This is a genomic window from Ruegeria sp. CDSB013 (genome assembly GCF_059611165.1).
In genome coordinates this window covers 1-15,222 of record NZ_JBXWPA010000001.1, presented here as the reverse complement: position 1 = coordinate 15,222, position 15,222 = coordinate 1, and the positions used below count along the sequence as shown (strand labels likewise).

Below are 15,222 nucleotides of genomic sequence, written 5' to 3'. Positions count from 1 at the left end.
GTCGCGGGCCGGCAGCGCATAACGATGCACGACATTGCACGCGTCGCCGGATGCTCACAAACGACAGTATCGCTGGTTCTGAACAAGAACGATTCCGTCAAAATCTCCGAGGACACAAAGCAACGAGTCCTAGATGCCGCCAACACGCTTGGATACGCCATGCCCTCTCAACTCAGGAAGCCCCAAGACAGCGCGCGCCGACCCTCGGTACTAGACGACACCATCGCTTTTGTCGTGGACGATCTGGCGTCGAGCCCCGAAATGGTAAACGCGTTTAACGGCGTGAAACAGGCCGTTCGGGACACAGGAAATCTTGTATTGCTGGCAGAAACCCAAAACGACCCCGAGGTCGAGCCCAATACGCTCCGGTATTTCCTCGACCAACAGGTTGCGGGCATCATTTACGCAACCGTTTTCACCCGGCGGGTGGTCGTTCCGAAAATCCTCACGCAGACCGCAACCCCGGTTCTGCTGCTGAACTGCTTTTGCGACGACCTCTCTTTTCCTTCGGTGATCCCGGGCGAAGTCGCTGCTGGACATACGGCGACCAACGCTCTGATCAAGGCCGGGCACAAACGGATCGCCACTATCACCGGCGAGCCGTTCATGGAATGCGCCGCTGGACGAACGACCGGGTACAGAAACGCCTTGGCTTCCGCCGACATTCCGTTCGACGAGGACTTGGTTGTCGAAGGCAATTGGTTGCCCAGCGCCGGATATGCCGCCACGCGTGAATTGATGGACCTGCCCTCTCCGCCAACCGCCATTTTCTGTCAGAATGACCGCATGGCAATCGGTTGCTATGAGGCACTCAAGGAACTTGGCCTGTCAATCCCCGAGGACATCTCGGTCATCGGATTTGACGATGACGAAACCGCGCGACACCTGTCGCCGCCTCTGACCTCGATGATCCTTCCCACCCGGGCGATGGGACGCTGGGTCGTCGAACAGCTATTCCACGGGCCGACGGATGGTCAGAGGCACCCACTCGTGAAGCTTGAATGCGAACTGGTCGAGCGCGACTCGATCAGCGAACCCAAACGCCGGACCTGAAGGCGAAATCATGACGGAAACCTTCGATCACATCGTCATCGGCGGCGGCTCTGCCGGCGCCGCAGCTGCAGCGCGACTAGTCAACCAGGGCAAGTGCAGGGTTCTGTTGCTGGAGGCCGGGCATTCGCACCGCCATCCGTTGCTGGACATGCCGCCGGGTATCTTCAAGATGATCAACGGGTCCAAGTTCATGACCTATCACCAGACCGAACCGCAGGACCACCTTGACGGCCGCGTGCATGACATTCCGCAGGCCAACGTACTTGGCGGCGGGTCGTCCGTGAATGCGCAGGTCTATATGCGCGGTCGCCCTTCCGATTATGACGCTTGGAACGACCTACTCCGAAATACCAACGACAGGGTTGGTTGGGGATGGGACGATGTGCTGCCCTATTTCCGCAGGATGGAAGACAACAACAGACTTCACAATGACCTGCATGGCAGCAACGGTCCGCTGCAGGTCTCGGATCCGGGGCATATCGACGAAATGTCCCGTTGGTTCGTTCAGTCGGTGCAGGCCCTTGGCGAACCATTCAACACTGACTTCAACGGCGCAACACAGCGCGGTGTCGGCTTCTATCAATTCACCAATCGCGCCGGAAAGCGCAGCTCGTCAGCTTATGCTTTCCTCGACCCTCTCGAGAAAAACTCTAATTTGATCATCCGGCTTGGAGCAACGGTCAGCAAAGTCATTGTCGAAAACGACAGGGCTGTCGGTGTGCAGTATCGCGACAAACGCGGGTTCCACACCGTCCAGTGTGATGGTGAGGTTGTCCTTGCGGCGGGCGCTCTGGTCACGCCAAAAGTCCTAATGCTGTCGGGTATCGGACCGGATGCACATCTTGCCGAACACGGTATTCCCGTGGTCTGCCCACTGCCCGGGGTCGGTCAGAACCTGATGGATCACCCCGAAGTTCCCATCACCGCATTTGCCAACGGTCCATACGGATATTTCAAACAAGGTCAGGGCTGGCGGATGCTTCGAAACGGCATCCAGTTCAAACTGTTCGGCAGCGGCCCGGTAACTTCGGCCGGGGTCGAAGCCGGCGCGTTCGTCAATCCGTCGGCTCCTGATGGAGAACCAACCATCCAAGCCTTTTGCGTTCCCATCGTATATCTGGATCGCGACGCGCTGGACGAGGTGCAGGATGACTTTGGCCTGACCGTTACGACCGTCGTGGTCAAACCGAAATCACGCGGAGAGGTTCAGCTTCGTTCGAACGATCCTCTCGCCATGCCTGTGGTCTCGCCCAACCTTCTGAAGCATGAAGACGACATGCAAGAGATGATCCGGGGACAGCGGTTCTTTCGCCAGGCATTCACGTCCGGCCCGCTTGCACAAAGGATCCGCGAAATCGTCATTCCGATAGCGGACGACGAACAGACGCTGCGAGCACATTGTAAGAGATTCGTAAAAACCAACTATCACCCGGCGGGCACTGCCAAAATGGGCCGGGACGGCGACGGAATGGCAGTGCTGGACGCCAGAATGCGTGTGCGCGGGATCGAGCGTTTACGGGTTTGCGACATGTCCGCAGTGCCTGACATCAACGCCGGCAACACAAACGCACCTGCCATGATGCTTGGCGAACGATGCGCCGACCTGATCCTTGGCATCGGATCAGCACGCGAGGGACGCAATTCTTAACCTAAGCTGCAGCGTCGTCCGTCATTGATCCGATTTCTGGCGCAAAAAATGGCGTCGCGTTGCCCGCCCGACCGAAAACGGATTTCCCTAGATGTTTTCCGACTAATTCGAACTAGCCTCAGTTTGCCGCGGAAACAGCGAACCTATCCGGAACAAAGTTGACGCCACTCACTAAGGGCGGCGGCGCGGGTCAGCTTGAATGTATCTCTGCTGGTGAGATCGCGCCTTGTTAAAGTGGTTGTAGACGGAGGAATGGACGGAGGCGAATGTCTGTAAACTTCGCACCCGCCTGAACCGCTGCATTACGCGTTCGCGTCGTCGAAACGGCAGGTGCGAATTCTCGACGCGGTTGTTGAGCCACCTGCCCGTCTGTTGTTTTTCAAGCGCGCCCAGTTCTCTGAGAGCGGCTCTGTATGAGGCAAAGCGATCCGTGACGATGGTTTCCGCTTTGCCGTGTCGCTTCATCAATTTCTCAAGGAATTTCAATGCTGCAGCTTTTTTTCGGCGCTTGGTGACAACAGCTTCCAGTACCTCGCCTTCCTGATAAACGGCCCGCCAAATATAATGCCGCTTGCCATTTACCTTCACGAAAAATCTCGTCAACGTGCCACTTCCAGTTGGAGAACGCGCGCAGCAGCTGAACACGCTTCCGCCTTATATCAGCAGCAAACATCGGGCCAAACCTGTGCCACCGAAATCGAACAGTTTCGTGGCTCACGTCGATGCCTCGCTCGTGCACCAGATCTTCGACATTCCTAAGCGAGAGCGGGAAACGGATGTACAGCATCACCGCAAGGCGGATGATCTCGGGACTGGTTTTGAAGCATTTAAATGGTGATCGTCTTTCCATCCACAAAGGCTAAGAATGCCCCCTGCCCGCCCCAAGGCAAGTTCTTCTGACAAAACCTACATGGCAGCGATTCAGACATCAGTCAGAGAGCCGTGCGCGCCAGACCTTAAATCGTTCAAGAACGTCTGGGTCGGTTGCAGGATAAAGTCCGATTACGGGGGTGTTTTTTCGTACCTCTTCCAGAACAAAGCGTTCGAACAGCTCCATTGGGCCTGCCTCGATCGCAATGTCATCGGCAAGGTGACGTGGGATAATCATGACACCATCGCTGTCACCCAGAACGATGTCACCAGGATAGACCGCCACACCGCCACACCCGATTGGCAATCCGACATCAACCGCATGATGTTTCGTAAGGTTGGTTGGGGCAGACGGTTTGGCAGCAAACACTGGCATCTCTAGTGCGGCGGCACCGTCGGCATCGCGAATGCCACCATCCGTGACGACGCCCGCTGCTCCGCGCATTTCCAGTCGCGTCAAAAGGATCGAACCGGCCGAGGCCGCCGAGGCATCCTGCCGACAATCCATGACCAATACCGCGCCTTCCGGACATGTCTCCACGGCCACGCGCTGCGGGTGATCTGGCTCACGAAACGCCTCGATTGGGTCGGTATCAGGTCGCGTCGGAATGTAGCGCAGCGTAAAGGCCGGGCCGACAAGAGTGGACTTGCCCTTGCCCAATGGGGCAACGCCTTGAACATAGGCGTTTTGGTAACCGCGTTTGTAAAGCAGCGTGGCCACGGTTGCCGTGCTGACCTTTGACAAGCGATCAAGCGTATCGGGATGCAGTTTGATCGTTTTGGCAGGCTGAGGGTTCGGCATGGGCTGGATCCTTCTGCTAAGGCTGTGGGCAACTGTCGAGCAGGCTTTGGTTGATGGGAACAAGGGCACCTTTGCCTTGCACGACATGCCCTGCCAGTTTGCACGCCAGCGCTATGCTGTCTGGCAAGGGTGTATCTGCTGCCAGCCCCGCCAGAATGCCAGCGTTGAAACTGTCACCGGCAGCAGTCGTATCCACAACCGAAGCCAGAGGCGGAACATGGACAGAGCCCTCTGCGTCACCGCTACGATAAAGGACCGTTTCTGCGCCATTCTTGACAACGATCGTTTCCGCACCCGCGCTTGCATAGCGCCGCAAAGTGGCCGCAGGGTCCATGTCGCTGAACCAACGTGCCTCGTCCTCGAACGATGGCAAGGCGATATCGCTAACGGCCGCCGCCTGCATGATAGTATCGGTCATCTCGGACGGGCTGTCCCAAAGATGCGGGCGTAGATTGGGATCAAAGGCAATCCGTTTTCCATCGCGCCGCGCCGACCGAGCAGCGTCGAGCAAGGCGGCGCGCCCTTCAGGGTCCAAGATTGCCAGAGTGATACCCGAGAAATAGATGAGATCTGATTGCGTCATGGCATGGGCGAGTGCTTGCTTGTCTTGCGCCAACAGACGTGCGGCTGACTGACCACGCCAATAGGTGAAACTGCGCTCCCCGTTGTCCAGCGTGATAAGATACAACCCCACAGAACGGTTTCGCACGATCCGCACCTGCTGGGTATCCACCCCACTTTCGCGCATGGCACCCAGCATCCGGGACGAGATGGCGTCGTCTCCGACGGCGGTAAAATAGGACAAGGGCGTTTCGGGAGTGAGTTGGGCCAGATACCAAGCTGTATTGAACGTGTCTCCGGCGAACCCCATCTGATACGTGCTTGGCGCGTCAGTAGGGGCCATTTCGGCCATACATTCACCAATCGAGAGAATACGCATAGTCCGGTGTCCAGTACTTTGAAGGTTGACGAACAGTAGCGTTTGACACTTACGCCAACTGTGCTGCTGCGATCACGAGAACAGCATCCCACCATTGATATCAACATTGGTCCCGGTCAGATAAGCCGAGTCCTCGCTTGCCAGAAACGTCACGAGGTTCGCAACGTCCTGAGACTGGCCTTGCCGCTTGAGCGGCGCAGCAGCTTCTAGCCCCCGACGGCCTGCATCGGGAGTATGTATGTTATGGAAATCCGTGTCGATCATGCCTGGGCAGATTGCGTTGACACGGATATCAGGACCCAGTTCTTTTGCAAGACCACGGGTGAGCGTCATGACCCCGCCTTTTGACGTTGCATAAGCCGACGCACCCGGGCCACCACCGTCGCGACCCGCCTGACTGGCGATGTTTACAATGGCCCCGGATTTCATATGCAGCAGTGCCGCTTTGACCATAAGAAACGTGCTGGTCAGGTTGAGATCCATGACAGCCTGCCAATGCTCAAGCGACATCTCGGCGATTTTCTTGCGCGCGATCAAACCTCCGGCATTGTTCACCAGAATGTCCAGGCTGCCATAGGTATCGACCGTCTTGGCGATCAACGCATCGACCTCTTCGGGTTTGTTCAGGTCGCCTTGCATTGCAAACGCCTGTCCACCGATCTTTTTGATCTCGGCTACGGTTTCCTCGGCGCCGGCACTACTGGCGAAGTAGTTCACCGCGACATTCACCCCTTCGGAGGCGAGTTTGACAGCGCAGGCGCGCCCGATATCGCGGCCACCACCCGTGACAATTGCGGTCTTTCCCTGAAGTTTCATGGTTGCTTTTCCCGTTCAATTGGTGCTGCTATGCGTGACTGATGGATCTGACGCTAAAGCTTGGCAAAATAGTCGAAGATTTCCGGCACGTTGCCGTCGCCCATGCCTGCGTCCGCGGCTGCCTGAAGGTTGTTCGCGGTTCCTTCAGCGATCTCGGCACGAGTGCCCACGTCCTCGGCCAGCTTCAGGAAGTAACCAAGATCCTTGTTGGCGTTGTTAATCGAAAACCCCAAATCGCTGACACCATCCACCGCGTAGTTCTTACAAAAGTGCATAAAAGGGGAATTGGACGGTCCAGCTGACATGATGTCAAAAAGCTGCTGTTTGTTTACACCTGAGCGTTCAGCCACAGCAAAGGCTTGGCTCATGGTGCAAGCTGTCGTCATGCCCATATAATTGTTGATGAGCTTGGTCACATGGCCCGCACCCAGCTCGCCGAGGTGAAAGACATTTTCCCCCAGTGCATCCAGGACAGGTTTCACCTTCTCAAAGGTGGCTATATCGCCCGCTGCCATAATGTTCAGCAAACCATCCTTGGCGTGCGCGGGTGTGCGTCCCAGCGGCGCATCAATCATACCAGCACCTTTTGCGGCCAAGTCTGTGCCGATTTTGCGTGTGGACGCTGGGATCGAGGTACCAAAGTCAATGACCACAGCACCATCTTTGATGCCTGCCAGGATGCCGTCATCGCCGTAGATCAGGCTCTCGACGACATCCGATGTTGTTACACAAAGCATCACGATATCGCTGTTTTCAGCAAGCTCTCGTGGCGTTGTAACCTCTACAGCACCGCGGTTGACTGTGGCTGCGACGGCTTCCTTGTTCCGACCCATAACAACCAGATCAAAACTGTTGTTTTGCAGGCACTCTGCCATGTTACCGCCCATAAGACCGAGGCCGATGAAACCGATGACGGGTTTTGTCATATCTGACTCCTTAAACTCTTTCCAATTAGGCTTCGCAGAGTGCCGTGACCCCTGCCTGTGCAACTTCGAGATCCTGAGCTGGCGAACCCGAGCTGACACCAATCCCCCCAACCACCTGTCCGTCGACCGTCACGGGAAGGCCACCTGCAACGGTCACCATTCGTCCGCCCAGCGTTGAGGATATTCCGTGTGCGGCCATGCCAGGCTGATTTGCTTCACCAAGAGCATCGGTTCCTTTTTGGATACCGGTTGCAGTGAAACTCTTGTCGATGGCCAAAATGATGCTGGTAATCTTGCCACCATCCATCCGCTCAAACGCGATGAGGTTGCCGCTTTCGTCTGTGACGGCAATACACATCGGTACACCAATTTCCTGCGCCTTGGCTCGCGCTCCTGCGATCAACTTGCCCGCGTCATCTATGTCCAGGCGTCTTAGTGTCAGCATCGCCTCATTCTCCTTTGATTTAGGGACCAATGATCAAGTTCGGCAGTGTCAGCGATATTGCCGGTACAAAAGTGATCAGCATGAGCGCGGCAAAGATGGCGAGGTAGAAAGGCCAAATCGTTTTGACCGCTTTCTCCATCGGTAGTTTTCCAACAGCACACCCCACAAAGAGACAGGTCCCGACAGGTGGTGTGCAAAGACCAAGACCGAGGTTCACCAAAAGGATCATGCCGAACTGTAGCGGGTCGATGCCCAGCATGTTCATCACCGGCAGGAAAATCGGTGTGCAGATCAGGATCAACGCGGCCATGTCCATGATCATCCCTAAGAGCAACAGCACAGCGTTGATCATCAACAAGATCAGGATCGGGTTTTCTGTGATACCCAACAGGAATTCGACTGTTTTTGTCGGCACCCGGTTGAACGTCAGCATATAGGCAAAGGCACCGGCACAGGCGATCAGGATCATCACCATAGACGTTGTGCGCACCGAAGAGATAACGGCGGTTTTGAAGTTTTCCCAGGACAGGCTGCGATAGACAATAAGCGTCACCACAAAGGCATACATTGCCCCGAACGCGCCGGATTCAGTGACCGTAAAGACGCCTGACAAGACCCCTCCAACAATGATCACGGCCGTCAACAAGCCAGGGATCGATCCAACAAAGGCGATGGCCAGTGCGGTCCAACCCGGAAACTGTTCGGCCTGATAGCCGCGCTTGACCGCCACGACATAGGCGGCAATCGCAAGGCAGCAACACATAAGGACACCGGGCACAACTCCGGCCAGGAACAGTTTTGAGATTGAAACTGCACCGCCTGTTGCGAGGGCAAAGATGATCATGTTGTGGCTGGGTGGGATGATGATCCCGGCAATTGATGATGTCACTGTGACGTTCACCGCATAGTCGGCGTCATAACCTTTGTCTTTCATCACCGGGATCAGGATTGACCCAAGCGCCGAGATATCTGCAATTGCCGATCCGGAAATGCCACCAAACAACATGGACGAGAAGACATTGACGATACCAAGCCCACCGCGCACAGCGCCTACGGCGGCCTGCGCAAACCGAACCAACCGGATCGCGATTCCACCGTGAAACATCAGCTCGCCCGCAAAGATGAAAAACGGGATCGCCATTAGGGAAAAGACGTTGATCCCGGACACGATACGCTGGAACCCAACAAACATCGGCAATCCTTCAAACCAAAAGGAAGCCAATGCAGCGATACCAAGGGCGTATGCCACTGGAGCGCCGATGATGACACATAGGGCAAAAACCCCCAACAGAATCATGAGTCCCATGACTATCCCTGATCTATGTTGTCTTGGCGTTCGTCTCGGCCCAGAAACAGGCGGATCAGATGGCCAGTGGAAAAAAGGAACACCAACGCGCCGCTGATTGTCAGTGGCAAGGAGCGCAAGCCCTCTGACCATTGGATGAGCGGGATCAGGGTGTTCCATTTGAATATTGTCAGCTCGATCCCGTACCAAAACATCATGCCACCGAAACCTGCCATCAGGACATCAGTGAGCACGACGAATACCGTTCGCACAGAGGGTGGGACTAAATTGCGGAACACGACAACAGAGAGGTGCGTGTGATTGTGCACACCCGCAGCCGCCCCGAGAAACGCGATGACCATAACCAAAAGCAGTGAAACCTGCTCAACCCAAGTGGGCGTGTTGTTCAGAACGTAGCGCCCGAACACCAGCCAGGCAAAGATCGCAGTCATAACCACAATGGCGACGCCAGACAGCAACATGCAAACTCGTGCGAGCAGATCAAGAATCCTGTCCATGTTGCGCATGGCGGCAGGGGAGGTATCGGGCTCTTGCATTGGATTTCCTCTGAGACAAAACGCCCGGCATCCAATTGGCGGAGCCGGGCGCTCAAAGTTGAACTGTTAAGACAACTTATTCAGTGGCTTGCGCCATTTCTACCAACGCTTTCATATCAGGATTTGCAGCCAAGTAGTCTGCATAAACCGAATCCATTGCGGACTGGAATGGGCCTTTGTCGGCGATTTCATTTACGGTGATGCCGGCCGCTTCAACATCTTTACGCGCTTGTTCAGAACCAATTGCCCAAAGCTCACGCTGGACCAATGCGGCTTCTTCTGCGGCACCGCGCACAGCGGCTTGCAATTCAGGAGACAGCGCATTGAATTTGGTCGTGTTCACGCAGATGCACTCGGGGATAATCAGGTGTTCGGACAAAGAATAATTTGTGGTCACTTCATAGTGACCGACATTCTTGAACGACGGGAAGTTGTTCTCCGCACCATCAACAACGCCGGTTTTCAGCGCTTGCTGAACTTCGGAGAATGCCATTGGAGACGGGTTACCGCCCATAGCTGAAATCATAGATGTATAAAGATCGTTGTTCATTACACGGATTTTCAGACCTTCGACATCTGCGGGCGTGTTGATCGGCTTTTGGCTGTAGAAAGAACGCGCACCGGCATCAAACCATGCCAGTGGCAGAACACCTGCTTCACCCATCGCAACTGAAACAACCTCACCGGCGTCGCCGTCCAGCACGCGGAACATGTGCGGCACATCTTTGAAGATGAAAGGAAGCGATACAAGGTTAGCTTCTTTCACCATTGGGCCAATAGGACCGAGGTTGAAGTTACCAACCTCGATTGCGCCGATACGAACCTGTTCTAGGGCATCCGGTTGGGAACCAAGAACACCACCGTGGAACACATCGACGGTAACTTCGCCGTCTGTAGCGGCGTCAACCAGTTCGGCAAACTTGTCCATTGCAGCCGTGTTGGGATGGCCGTCGTTGTGGATATTCCAGGCTCGCCAGTTTTCGGCTGAAGCTGACGTTGCAATGAATGCCACAGCGGTCGCAGTTGCAAAGAACGATTTCGTGAAAGTCATGGGTTCTCCTCCCCGATTAATTTTGGACAGGATTTGGCTTTCATGGAATTTCAGAGACCGTAAGCCACGTAGCTTTCGATTTCCCCCAAGAACCAGAATCGCTGCTGCCCTTAAAGGGACACTAGGATCCAAGTTATGTCAACTGTAGGCTTTTAGTATGTCAGATTGCTTGACAGTCGAAAGCGCAGGGCGTTTGATAGGTGACAGGCCTACATTGGTTCGCTCAAGCAAAACAAAATAGAATATTCTATTTGATTCAATGCTATAACGGTGAATCTGTAATTTGAAACGTGACTAAGACAGAGGGCGCAAGCAACATACCGTGGAAGAAATTGTCAGACGAACTACAACCGATGCGGTCTATGAAGCGCTACACGACGAGATCGTTTCGCTTGAAATTCTTCCCGGTACAAAGCTATCCGAAACAGAGGTAGCCAGCCGATTCGGCGTATCACGCCAACCTGTTCGCAACGCATTCACAAGGCTCGGCAACGAAGATCTGCTCTTAATACGACCACAAAAGGCGACCGTAGTTCGAGGGTTTTCTATGGAGCGTGTAGCTCTCGCGCGATTGGTCAGAATGGCGGTAGAGCTGGAGATTGTCCATCGAGCAATGGAAGTCTGGGACGCAACACGTGAAGCAAAACTTGCGGAAAATCTCGCCTTACAAGAGCAGGCGATCAGTGACGGTGATCTATCGGCGTTTCACGCGCTGGACTATGATTTTCACAAACTGATCTACGTGCTCAGCGGCAATCCGATGGCATTTGATGTAATGCTAGAAGCCAAGCAAAAGGTTGACCGGCTTTGTATGCTCAGTCTTGAAAAGGGCAGCGCCGCAGACGCCATCCTCGCCGATCACCGAGAGATTGCACAGGCCATGGCGGCAGGAGACCATGATCAAGCGCAAGCCGCTGTCAGAACACACCTGTCCCGCCTCGACGAAACCATCGACTTCATTCACAAGACGCACCCAGGCTACTTTGAGTAACCGAGGCCATGCGATCTGGTCGGCTCAGGCCGTTCCTCGTTCCGGACGATCATTATCAATATTGAATTTCATGCCGTCCAAAAGCTCTTCCAAATCGGGACGTGCCGCAGGGCCGTTGGAGATATCGGCCAGCATCAGCGTCCCATTCGGACGGATGGCAAACGCGCCAGGTTCGGCGAACAGACCCGTCGTTTCTGCATCAGATAGAGGCGATGACACGTAAAGACCAAGCGCGCGCATTTGCGCTTCAGTCATTCCATAGCAAAGATCAAAATCCCAGCCGAATTCTGCTTTGTCTGCCGCAGCTTTTTCTTTGGTGTCGGCAGAGACAACGATAACGTCCATAACGTCAGCCCATGCTGACAGCGCCGCATTCAACTTGTTCAAGAAGCGCTTGCAGCGAGGACAATGCTTGCCTCGATAAACAAACAACATGGTCCAGCGGTCTTTTTGTTGACCGATCGTAACCTTGCCCTCAGACCCCAGCCTAAAAAAACTCATTTGCTCGATTTGCGCGCCAACATTTGGTTTGGCTGAGGTCATGAGTCGTTCCTTTCTTCTACAAACAAAGGCTTTGCGCGGATACCGTTAGCTTAGTTCATGTCACGTCAAGGCAATTATTGAAACCAAGATCGCGATTTTATTTAGTGCTTGAAAGGCACGCTCGATCTAAGATTGCTGTCAGTTAACGAGGAATCACCGATACCTACCCGCCGTCACTCTACGCCCCTCATTGCAGCCGGGCTTCTAATGCCGTAACAGGTGTGAGCGCAACCAGCGTACTTGTGTCGAATTCAACGCGACCTGATCACCTGTGGCCCCCAAGAAAACTTTAGAATCGAGACCAGAACGATCAAACGATCGGCCCGGTGAAACCCAAAACGTCACCGTTACTACTTAATTGTAACTTTAGGCTGGAAGCCGTCGTTCGTTGCGCTTTGTACGAATGGCCGGTTTTGGTGAAAGCAACCATCAGCCGATTGCATCGTCAATGACCGCTATGCGGACATTGCAGTCATTGAACCAAAGTTACATGATCACCATCTGAAGGGCTTTAGTGGAGACACCATGGCAGACGAGAGAGTGAGCCACTGGGAGGAGGTCTACCGCGAGAAAGACGATACCCAGCTGAGTTGGCATCAGGATGATCCCTCGATCTCGTTGGAGCTCTGCGACGTGGTCGGCGTCGATAATGCCTCCTCCGTGATAGACATAGGCGGAGGCACTTCACGCTTCGCAGAACGCCTGATCGAAAGAGGGCTGAGCGACGTTTCTGTGCTCGATTTATCCAAAGCTGCGCTTGATCGATCTCGTGGACAACTTGGCACCGTAGGCGAGCAGATTGAATGGATCGCAGCCGATGTCACAACCTGGAGCCCGGAGAGAAGCTATGATCTATGGCACGATCGCGCCGTATTTCATTTCCTTGTCGATGCGGACGACCGTTCCGCCTACCGGGACCAGTTGTACCGCTGCCTTCTCCCAGGTAGCCATGCGATTATCGCAACGTTTGCGCTCGACGGTCCGGAGAAGTGCAGCGGTTTGCCAATCGTTCGCTATGATCCAGAGGGGCTATGCGAGGTATTAGGCGATCGTATTTCTCTGGTCACGCATCGGAAGCACACACACTATACTCCCTGGGGAAGCTCTCAGTCCTTCCAATTCAGCTTGTTACGCGTGGGCCAGTAGCGCTGCTGTTGCGCTGCTAATGCTCTTTGGCACGACTGTGACATCCAATGGCCTTGCTCATGCCTTCGGTGCAACTTTACTCATCCGGCGGCCGTCTTGCGGACGAAGTCGCCCTTCGGTTTCTTTCCAAGCCTGCGCATGATAATCTTTGATAATTGCACTTTGCTCGGAGGAGGATGACCTCTGAAACGCAGGCTGACCGCCATACTAGCAGCCGATCTGGTTGGGTATTCCCGCCTTATGAACTCGGATCAAAGCGGAACGCTCAGCGCGTTGCGAGAGCTTCGATCTGGGCTTTTTGACCCTTCTGTAGTCGCGCATCGCGGCAATTTAGTGAAATGCATGGGGGATGGTTGGATAGTCGAGTTTCCATCAGTCTCTGACGCTGTGACCTGTGCTGTCGCCATTCAGAACTCTTTGGCCAGCGAGAATACGCTGAAGTTGAGAATTGGGATACACACAGGTGAAGTCGTTTTCGAGGAGGATGATGTCTTTGGTAACGGCGTTAACGTCGCCGCTCGTTTGGAAGCGCTTGCCGAAGCCGGGCAGGTTCTTATCTCCGGCTCCGCCTATGAATGCCTGGACAGCAAAACGGCTTGCGCGTTCCAAGGCGGAGAAAACCGTGAGCTTAAGAACATTGATCGACCGGTGCCAGTCTGGTGGTGGGGGAACGCCGAGTCTGTAGATCCGCTTGATGATTTTGAACCGCCTGGGTCCCCTGACGGAACTGCAATCGCCGTATTGCCATTTGACAACATTTCAGGCGACCCCGAACAGGAATATTTTTCGGACGGGTTGTCCGAAGACATAATTACTGCTCTGTCGAAACACCACTGGCTCGAGGTCGTCGCGCGCAACACGACCTTTGCCTACAAGGGAAAATCCCCGAATGTTCGGCAGCTCGCCGATGACTTGGACGCCGACTACGTTGTCGAAGGCTCGGTCAGGAAAGCGGGTGCGCGTATTCGAGTCACGGTTCAGCTGATTGACGCATCGACTGGCAACCACGTGTGGGCGGAAAAATATGACCGTCAGTTGGAAGACATCTTCGATGTTCAGGACGAGATCACGGAAACAATTGTTGGCAGACTGGAGCCCGAGGTCGGAAATGCGATCCGGCGCAAGTTAGAAGATTCGCCGCGCCGAAACCCCCATGCCTGGGACTGCTATCATCATGGGCTTGCGCACTTTTACAAGTTTACTGCCGTAAGCAACCGTGAAGCTCAGAGGTTGTTTCTCCAAAGTCGCGAACTGGACCCCAGATTTCCCGAGGCACATGCTTGGTGGGCCTATGCCACGATTCTCGGGATGGTGTATTGGGACACGGAACCGGATTCTGCCCTTATGGACAAAGCGCTGGCTGCCGCTCGCACCGCCGTTTCAATGGATAACCAGAATGCGCTGCTCTACATGCTGATGGGCAGAGTCCAATTGGCCCGCCGGGAATACCGCAGCGCGCTGGCTGAGAATGAAACCGCAATCAAATTGAACCCGACGCTGGCCCCAGCATATTGCGGATTGGGAGACTCACTTTCCTATGAGGGACGATACGAAGAGGCGATTGCTAATTTCGAGAAAGCCGTGGAGATGAGCCCCAACCATCCGCAGCTTTGGGCTTTTCTGAGTTATGGCGCGCTGACTCTGCTTTTCGATCACCAGTTCGAGAAAGCTCTGGACTGGGCAGAGCGGGCTCGCGATTTACCAAATTGCCAATACTGGGCTACCGCGCATGCAGTCGTGGCGCTTGCCAATCTCGGCCGGGACAAAGATTTGGCGAAGATGGTGCATAACTTAATGGTGCAAGAGCCGAAATTCTCGCGGTCATTCGCAAAAAAGAAGCTGTTCTATCTGAAGCGGGACGATCAAATGGAACTTTACCTTGAAGGGCTTGCAAAGGCAGGTATCCCGGCCTGATTTTTCCTGTGAGCGGCCCTAGCTTTGCCGCTTGTCTTGAATGCTTGCGTCAGGTCAAGCCGAATGACCGCAAAGGGTTCGAAGCCGTCTTTCGCCGCACGCGGTATGAATGACCACTCTGCGGGACAATTCCGCCGTTAGCTACAACAAATTCCAATGACATGGTGTGATCGCGGTGGTCGCTCTCCTTGGGCAAACGAGGCCTGATATTATCAGCCTCACCAATCAAAAGCCG

The 15,222-nt window shown here is 54.7% G+C and carries 14 protein-coding genes and 1 pseudogene; 5 read left to right on the top strand and 10 right to left on the bottom strand.

All coding sequences use genetic code 11. From position 1 onward, the window contains the following. Positions 1 to 24: 24 nt before the first annotated feature. The gene (locus tag AC2FJF_RS00075; protein ID WP_496721859.1) at positions 25 to 1,053 is read left to right on the top strand and encodes a LacI family DNA-binding transcriptional regulator; all 1,029 of its coding nucleotides are present in this window, start codon (positions 25 to 27) and stop codon (positions 1,051 to 1,053) included. Between the two features lie 10 nt (positions 1,054 to 1,063). After that, positions 1,064 to 2,701, top strand: coding sequence for a GMC family oxidoreductase (locus AC2FJF_RS00070; protein WP_496721857.1), 1,638 nt, complete (start codon positions 1,064 to 1,066; stop codon positions 2,699 to 2,701). A gap of 143 nt (positions 2,702 to 2,844) precedes the next feature. Here the strand turns inward: AC2FJF_RS00070 and AC2FJF_RS00065 are convergent. The 9 genes and pseudogenes from AC2FJF_RS00065 to AC2FJF_RS00025 form a co-directional block, all read right to left on the bottom strand. Continuing rightward, a pseudogene (locus tag AC2FJF_RS00065) lies at positions 2,845 to 3,551 on the bottom strand (IS6 family transposase). 78 nt (positions 3,552 to 3,629) lie between these two features. Continuing rightward, entirely contained in the window at positions 3,630 to 4,373 is a 744-nt protein-coding gene (locus AC2FJF_RS00060; RefSeq protein WP_282120607.1) for a ribonuclease activity regulator RraA, read from the bottom strand. A gap of 16 nt (positions 4,374 to 4,389) precedes the next feature. Next, positions 4,390 to 5,313, bottom strand: a complete 924-nt coding sequence (locus tag AC2FJF_RS00055) for a sugar kinase (protein WP_496721855.1) — start codon at positions 5,311 to 5,313, stop codon at positions 4,390 to 4,392. Between the two features lie 72 nt (positions 5,314 to 5,385). Beyond that, positions 5,386 to 6,129: an SDR family NAD(P)-dependent oxidoreductase gene (locus AC2FJF_RS00050; protein WP_496721853.1), complete on the bottom strand. Its 744-nt coding sequence runs from the start codon at positions 6,127 to 6,129 to the stop codon at positions 5,386 to 5,388. Between the two features lie 53 nt (positions 6,130 to 6,182). Further along, positions 6,183 to 7,118 carry an NAD(P)-dependent oxidoreductase gene (locus tag AC2FJF_RS00045; RefSeq protein ID WP_496721851.1) on the bottom strand — a complete coding sequence of 312 codons (936 nt, stop codon included), beginning with the start codon at positions 7,116 to 7,118 and terminating at the stop codon, positions 6,183 to 6,185. Beyond that, positions 7,081 to 7,500, bottom strand: a complete 420-nt coding sequence (locus AC2FJF_RS00040; RefSeq protein ID WP_496721849.1) for a GlcG/HbpS family heme-binding protein — start codon at positions 7,498 to 7,500, stop codon at positions 7,081 to 7,083. Before AC2FJF_RS00040 ends, AC2FJF_RS00045 begins: the two co-directional genes overlap by 38 nt. A 19-nt stretch (positions 7,501 to 7,519) precedes the next feature. Next, the gene (locus tag AC2FJF_RS00035; RefSeq protein WP_010437285.1) at positions 7,520 to 8,806 is read right to left on the bottom strand and encodes a TRAP transporter large permease; all 1,287 of its coding nucleotides are present in this window, start codon (positions 8,804 to 8,806) and stop codon (positions 7,520 to 7,522) included. A gap of 2 nt (positions 8,807 to 8,808) precedes the next feature. Beyond that, a complete protein-coding gene (locus AC2FJF_RS00030; RefSeq protein WP_496721847.1) occupies positions 8,809 to 9,342 on the bottom strand; it encodes a TRAP transporter small permease in 534 nt (177 codons plus the stop codon). 76 nt (positions 9,343 to 9,418) lie between these two features. Then, a complete protein-coding gene (locus tag AC2FJF_RS00025; protein WP_496721845.1) occupies positions 9,419 to 10,393 on the bottom strand; it encodes a TRAP transporter substrate-binding protein in 975 nt (324 codons plus the stop codon). 322 nt (positions 10,394 to 10,715) lie between these two features. Here AC2FJF_RS00025 and AC2FJF_RS00020 point away from each other — a divergent pair, with 322 nt between their 5' ends. Beyond that, complete coding sequence (locus tag AC2FJF_RS00020; RefSeq protein ID WP_496721843.1) at positions 10,716 to 11,384, top strand: GntR family transcriptional regulator; 669 nt, start codon at positions 10,716 to 10,718, stop codon at positions 11,382 to 11,384. Positions 11,385 to 11,408: 24 nt separating this feature from the next. On the opposite strand, the gene AC2FJF_RS00015 is transcribed toward AC2FJF_RS00020, so the two are convergent. Further along, the gene (locus AC2FJF_RS00015) at positions 11,409 to 11,927 is read right to left on the bottom strand and encodes a redoxin domain-containing protein (protein WP_496721841.1); all 519 of its coding nucleotides are present in this window, start codon (positions 11,925 to 11,927) and stop codon (positions 11,409 to 11,411) included. 525 nt (positions 11,928 to 12,452) lie between these two features. Between AC2FJF_RS00015 and AC2FJF_RS00010 the strand changes: the two genes are divergently transcribed. Beyond that, a complete protein-coding gene (locus tag AC2FJF_RS00010; RefSeq protein WP_496721839.1) occupies positions 12,453 to 13,073 on the top strand; it encodes a class I SAM-dependent methyltransferase in 621 nt (206 codons plus the stop codon). Positions 13,074 to 13,256: 183 nt separating this feature from the next. Beyond that, complete coding sequence (locus AC2FJF_RS00005) at positions 13,257 to 14,987, top strand: adenylate/guanylate cyclase domain-containing protein (protein WP_496722946.1); 1,731 nt, start codon at positions 13,257 to 13,259, stop codon at positions 14,985 to 14,987. Positions 14,988 to 15,222 lie beyond the last annotated feature (235 nt).

Bases quoted from the DNA above. Each gene is read 5' to 3' on its own strand.
- AC2FJF_RS00070 (WP_496721857.1), top strand. From the start codon at position 1,064: ATGACGGAAACCTTCGATCACATCGTCATCGGCGGCGGCTCTGCCGGC.
- AC2FJF_RS00035 (WP_010437285.1), bottom strand. From the start codon at position 8,806: ATGGGACTCATGATTCTGTTGGGGGTTTTTGCCCTATGTGTCATCATC.
- AC2FJF_RS00055 (WP_496721855.1), bottom strand. From the start codon at position 5,313: ATGCGTATTCTCTCGATTGGTGAATGTATGGCCGAAATGGCCCCTACT.
- AC2FJF_RS00075 (WP_496721859.1), top strand. From the start codon at position 25: ATGCACGACATTGCACGCGTCGCCGGATGCTCACAAACGACAGTATCG.
- AC2FJF_RS00050 (WP_496721853.1), bottom strand. From the start codon at position 6,129: ATGAAACTTCAGGGAAAGACCGCAATTGTCACGGGTGGTGGCCGCGAT.
- AC2FJF_RS00010 (WP_496721839.1), top strand. From the start codon at position 12,453: ATGGCAGACGAGAGAGTGAGCCACTGGGAGGAGGTCTACCGCGAGAAA.
- AC2FJF_RS00060 (WP_282120607.1), bottom strand. From the start codon at position 4,373: ATGCCGAACCCTCAGCCTGCCAAAACGATCAAACTGCATCCCGATACG.
- AC2FJF_RS00040 (WP_496721849.1), bottom strand. From the start codon at position 7,500: ATGCTGACACTAAGACGCCTGGACATAGATGACGCGGGCAAGTTGATC.
- AC2FJF_RS00015 (WP_496721841.1), bottom strand. From the start codon at position 11,927: ATGACCTCAGCCAAACCAAATGTTGGCGCGCAAATCGAGCAAATGAGT.
- AC2FJF_RS00030 (WP_496721847.1), bottom strand. From the start codon at position 9,342: ATGCAAGAGCCCGATACCTCCCCTGCCGCCATGCGCAACATGGACAGG.
- AC2FJF_RS00025 (WP_496721845.1), bottom strand. From the start codon at position 10,393: ATGACTTTCACGAAATCGTTCTTTGCAACTGCGACCGCTGTGGCATTC.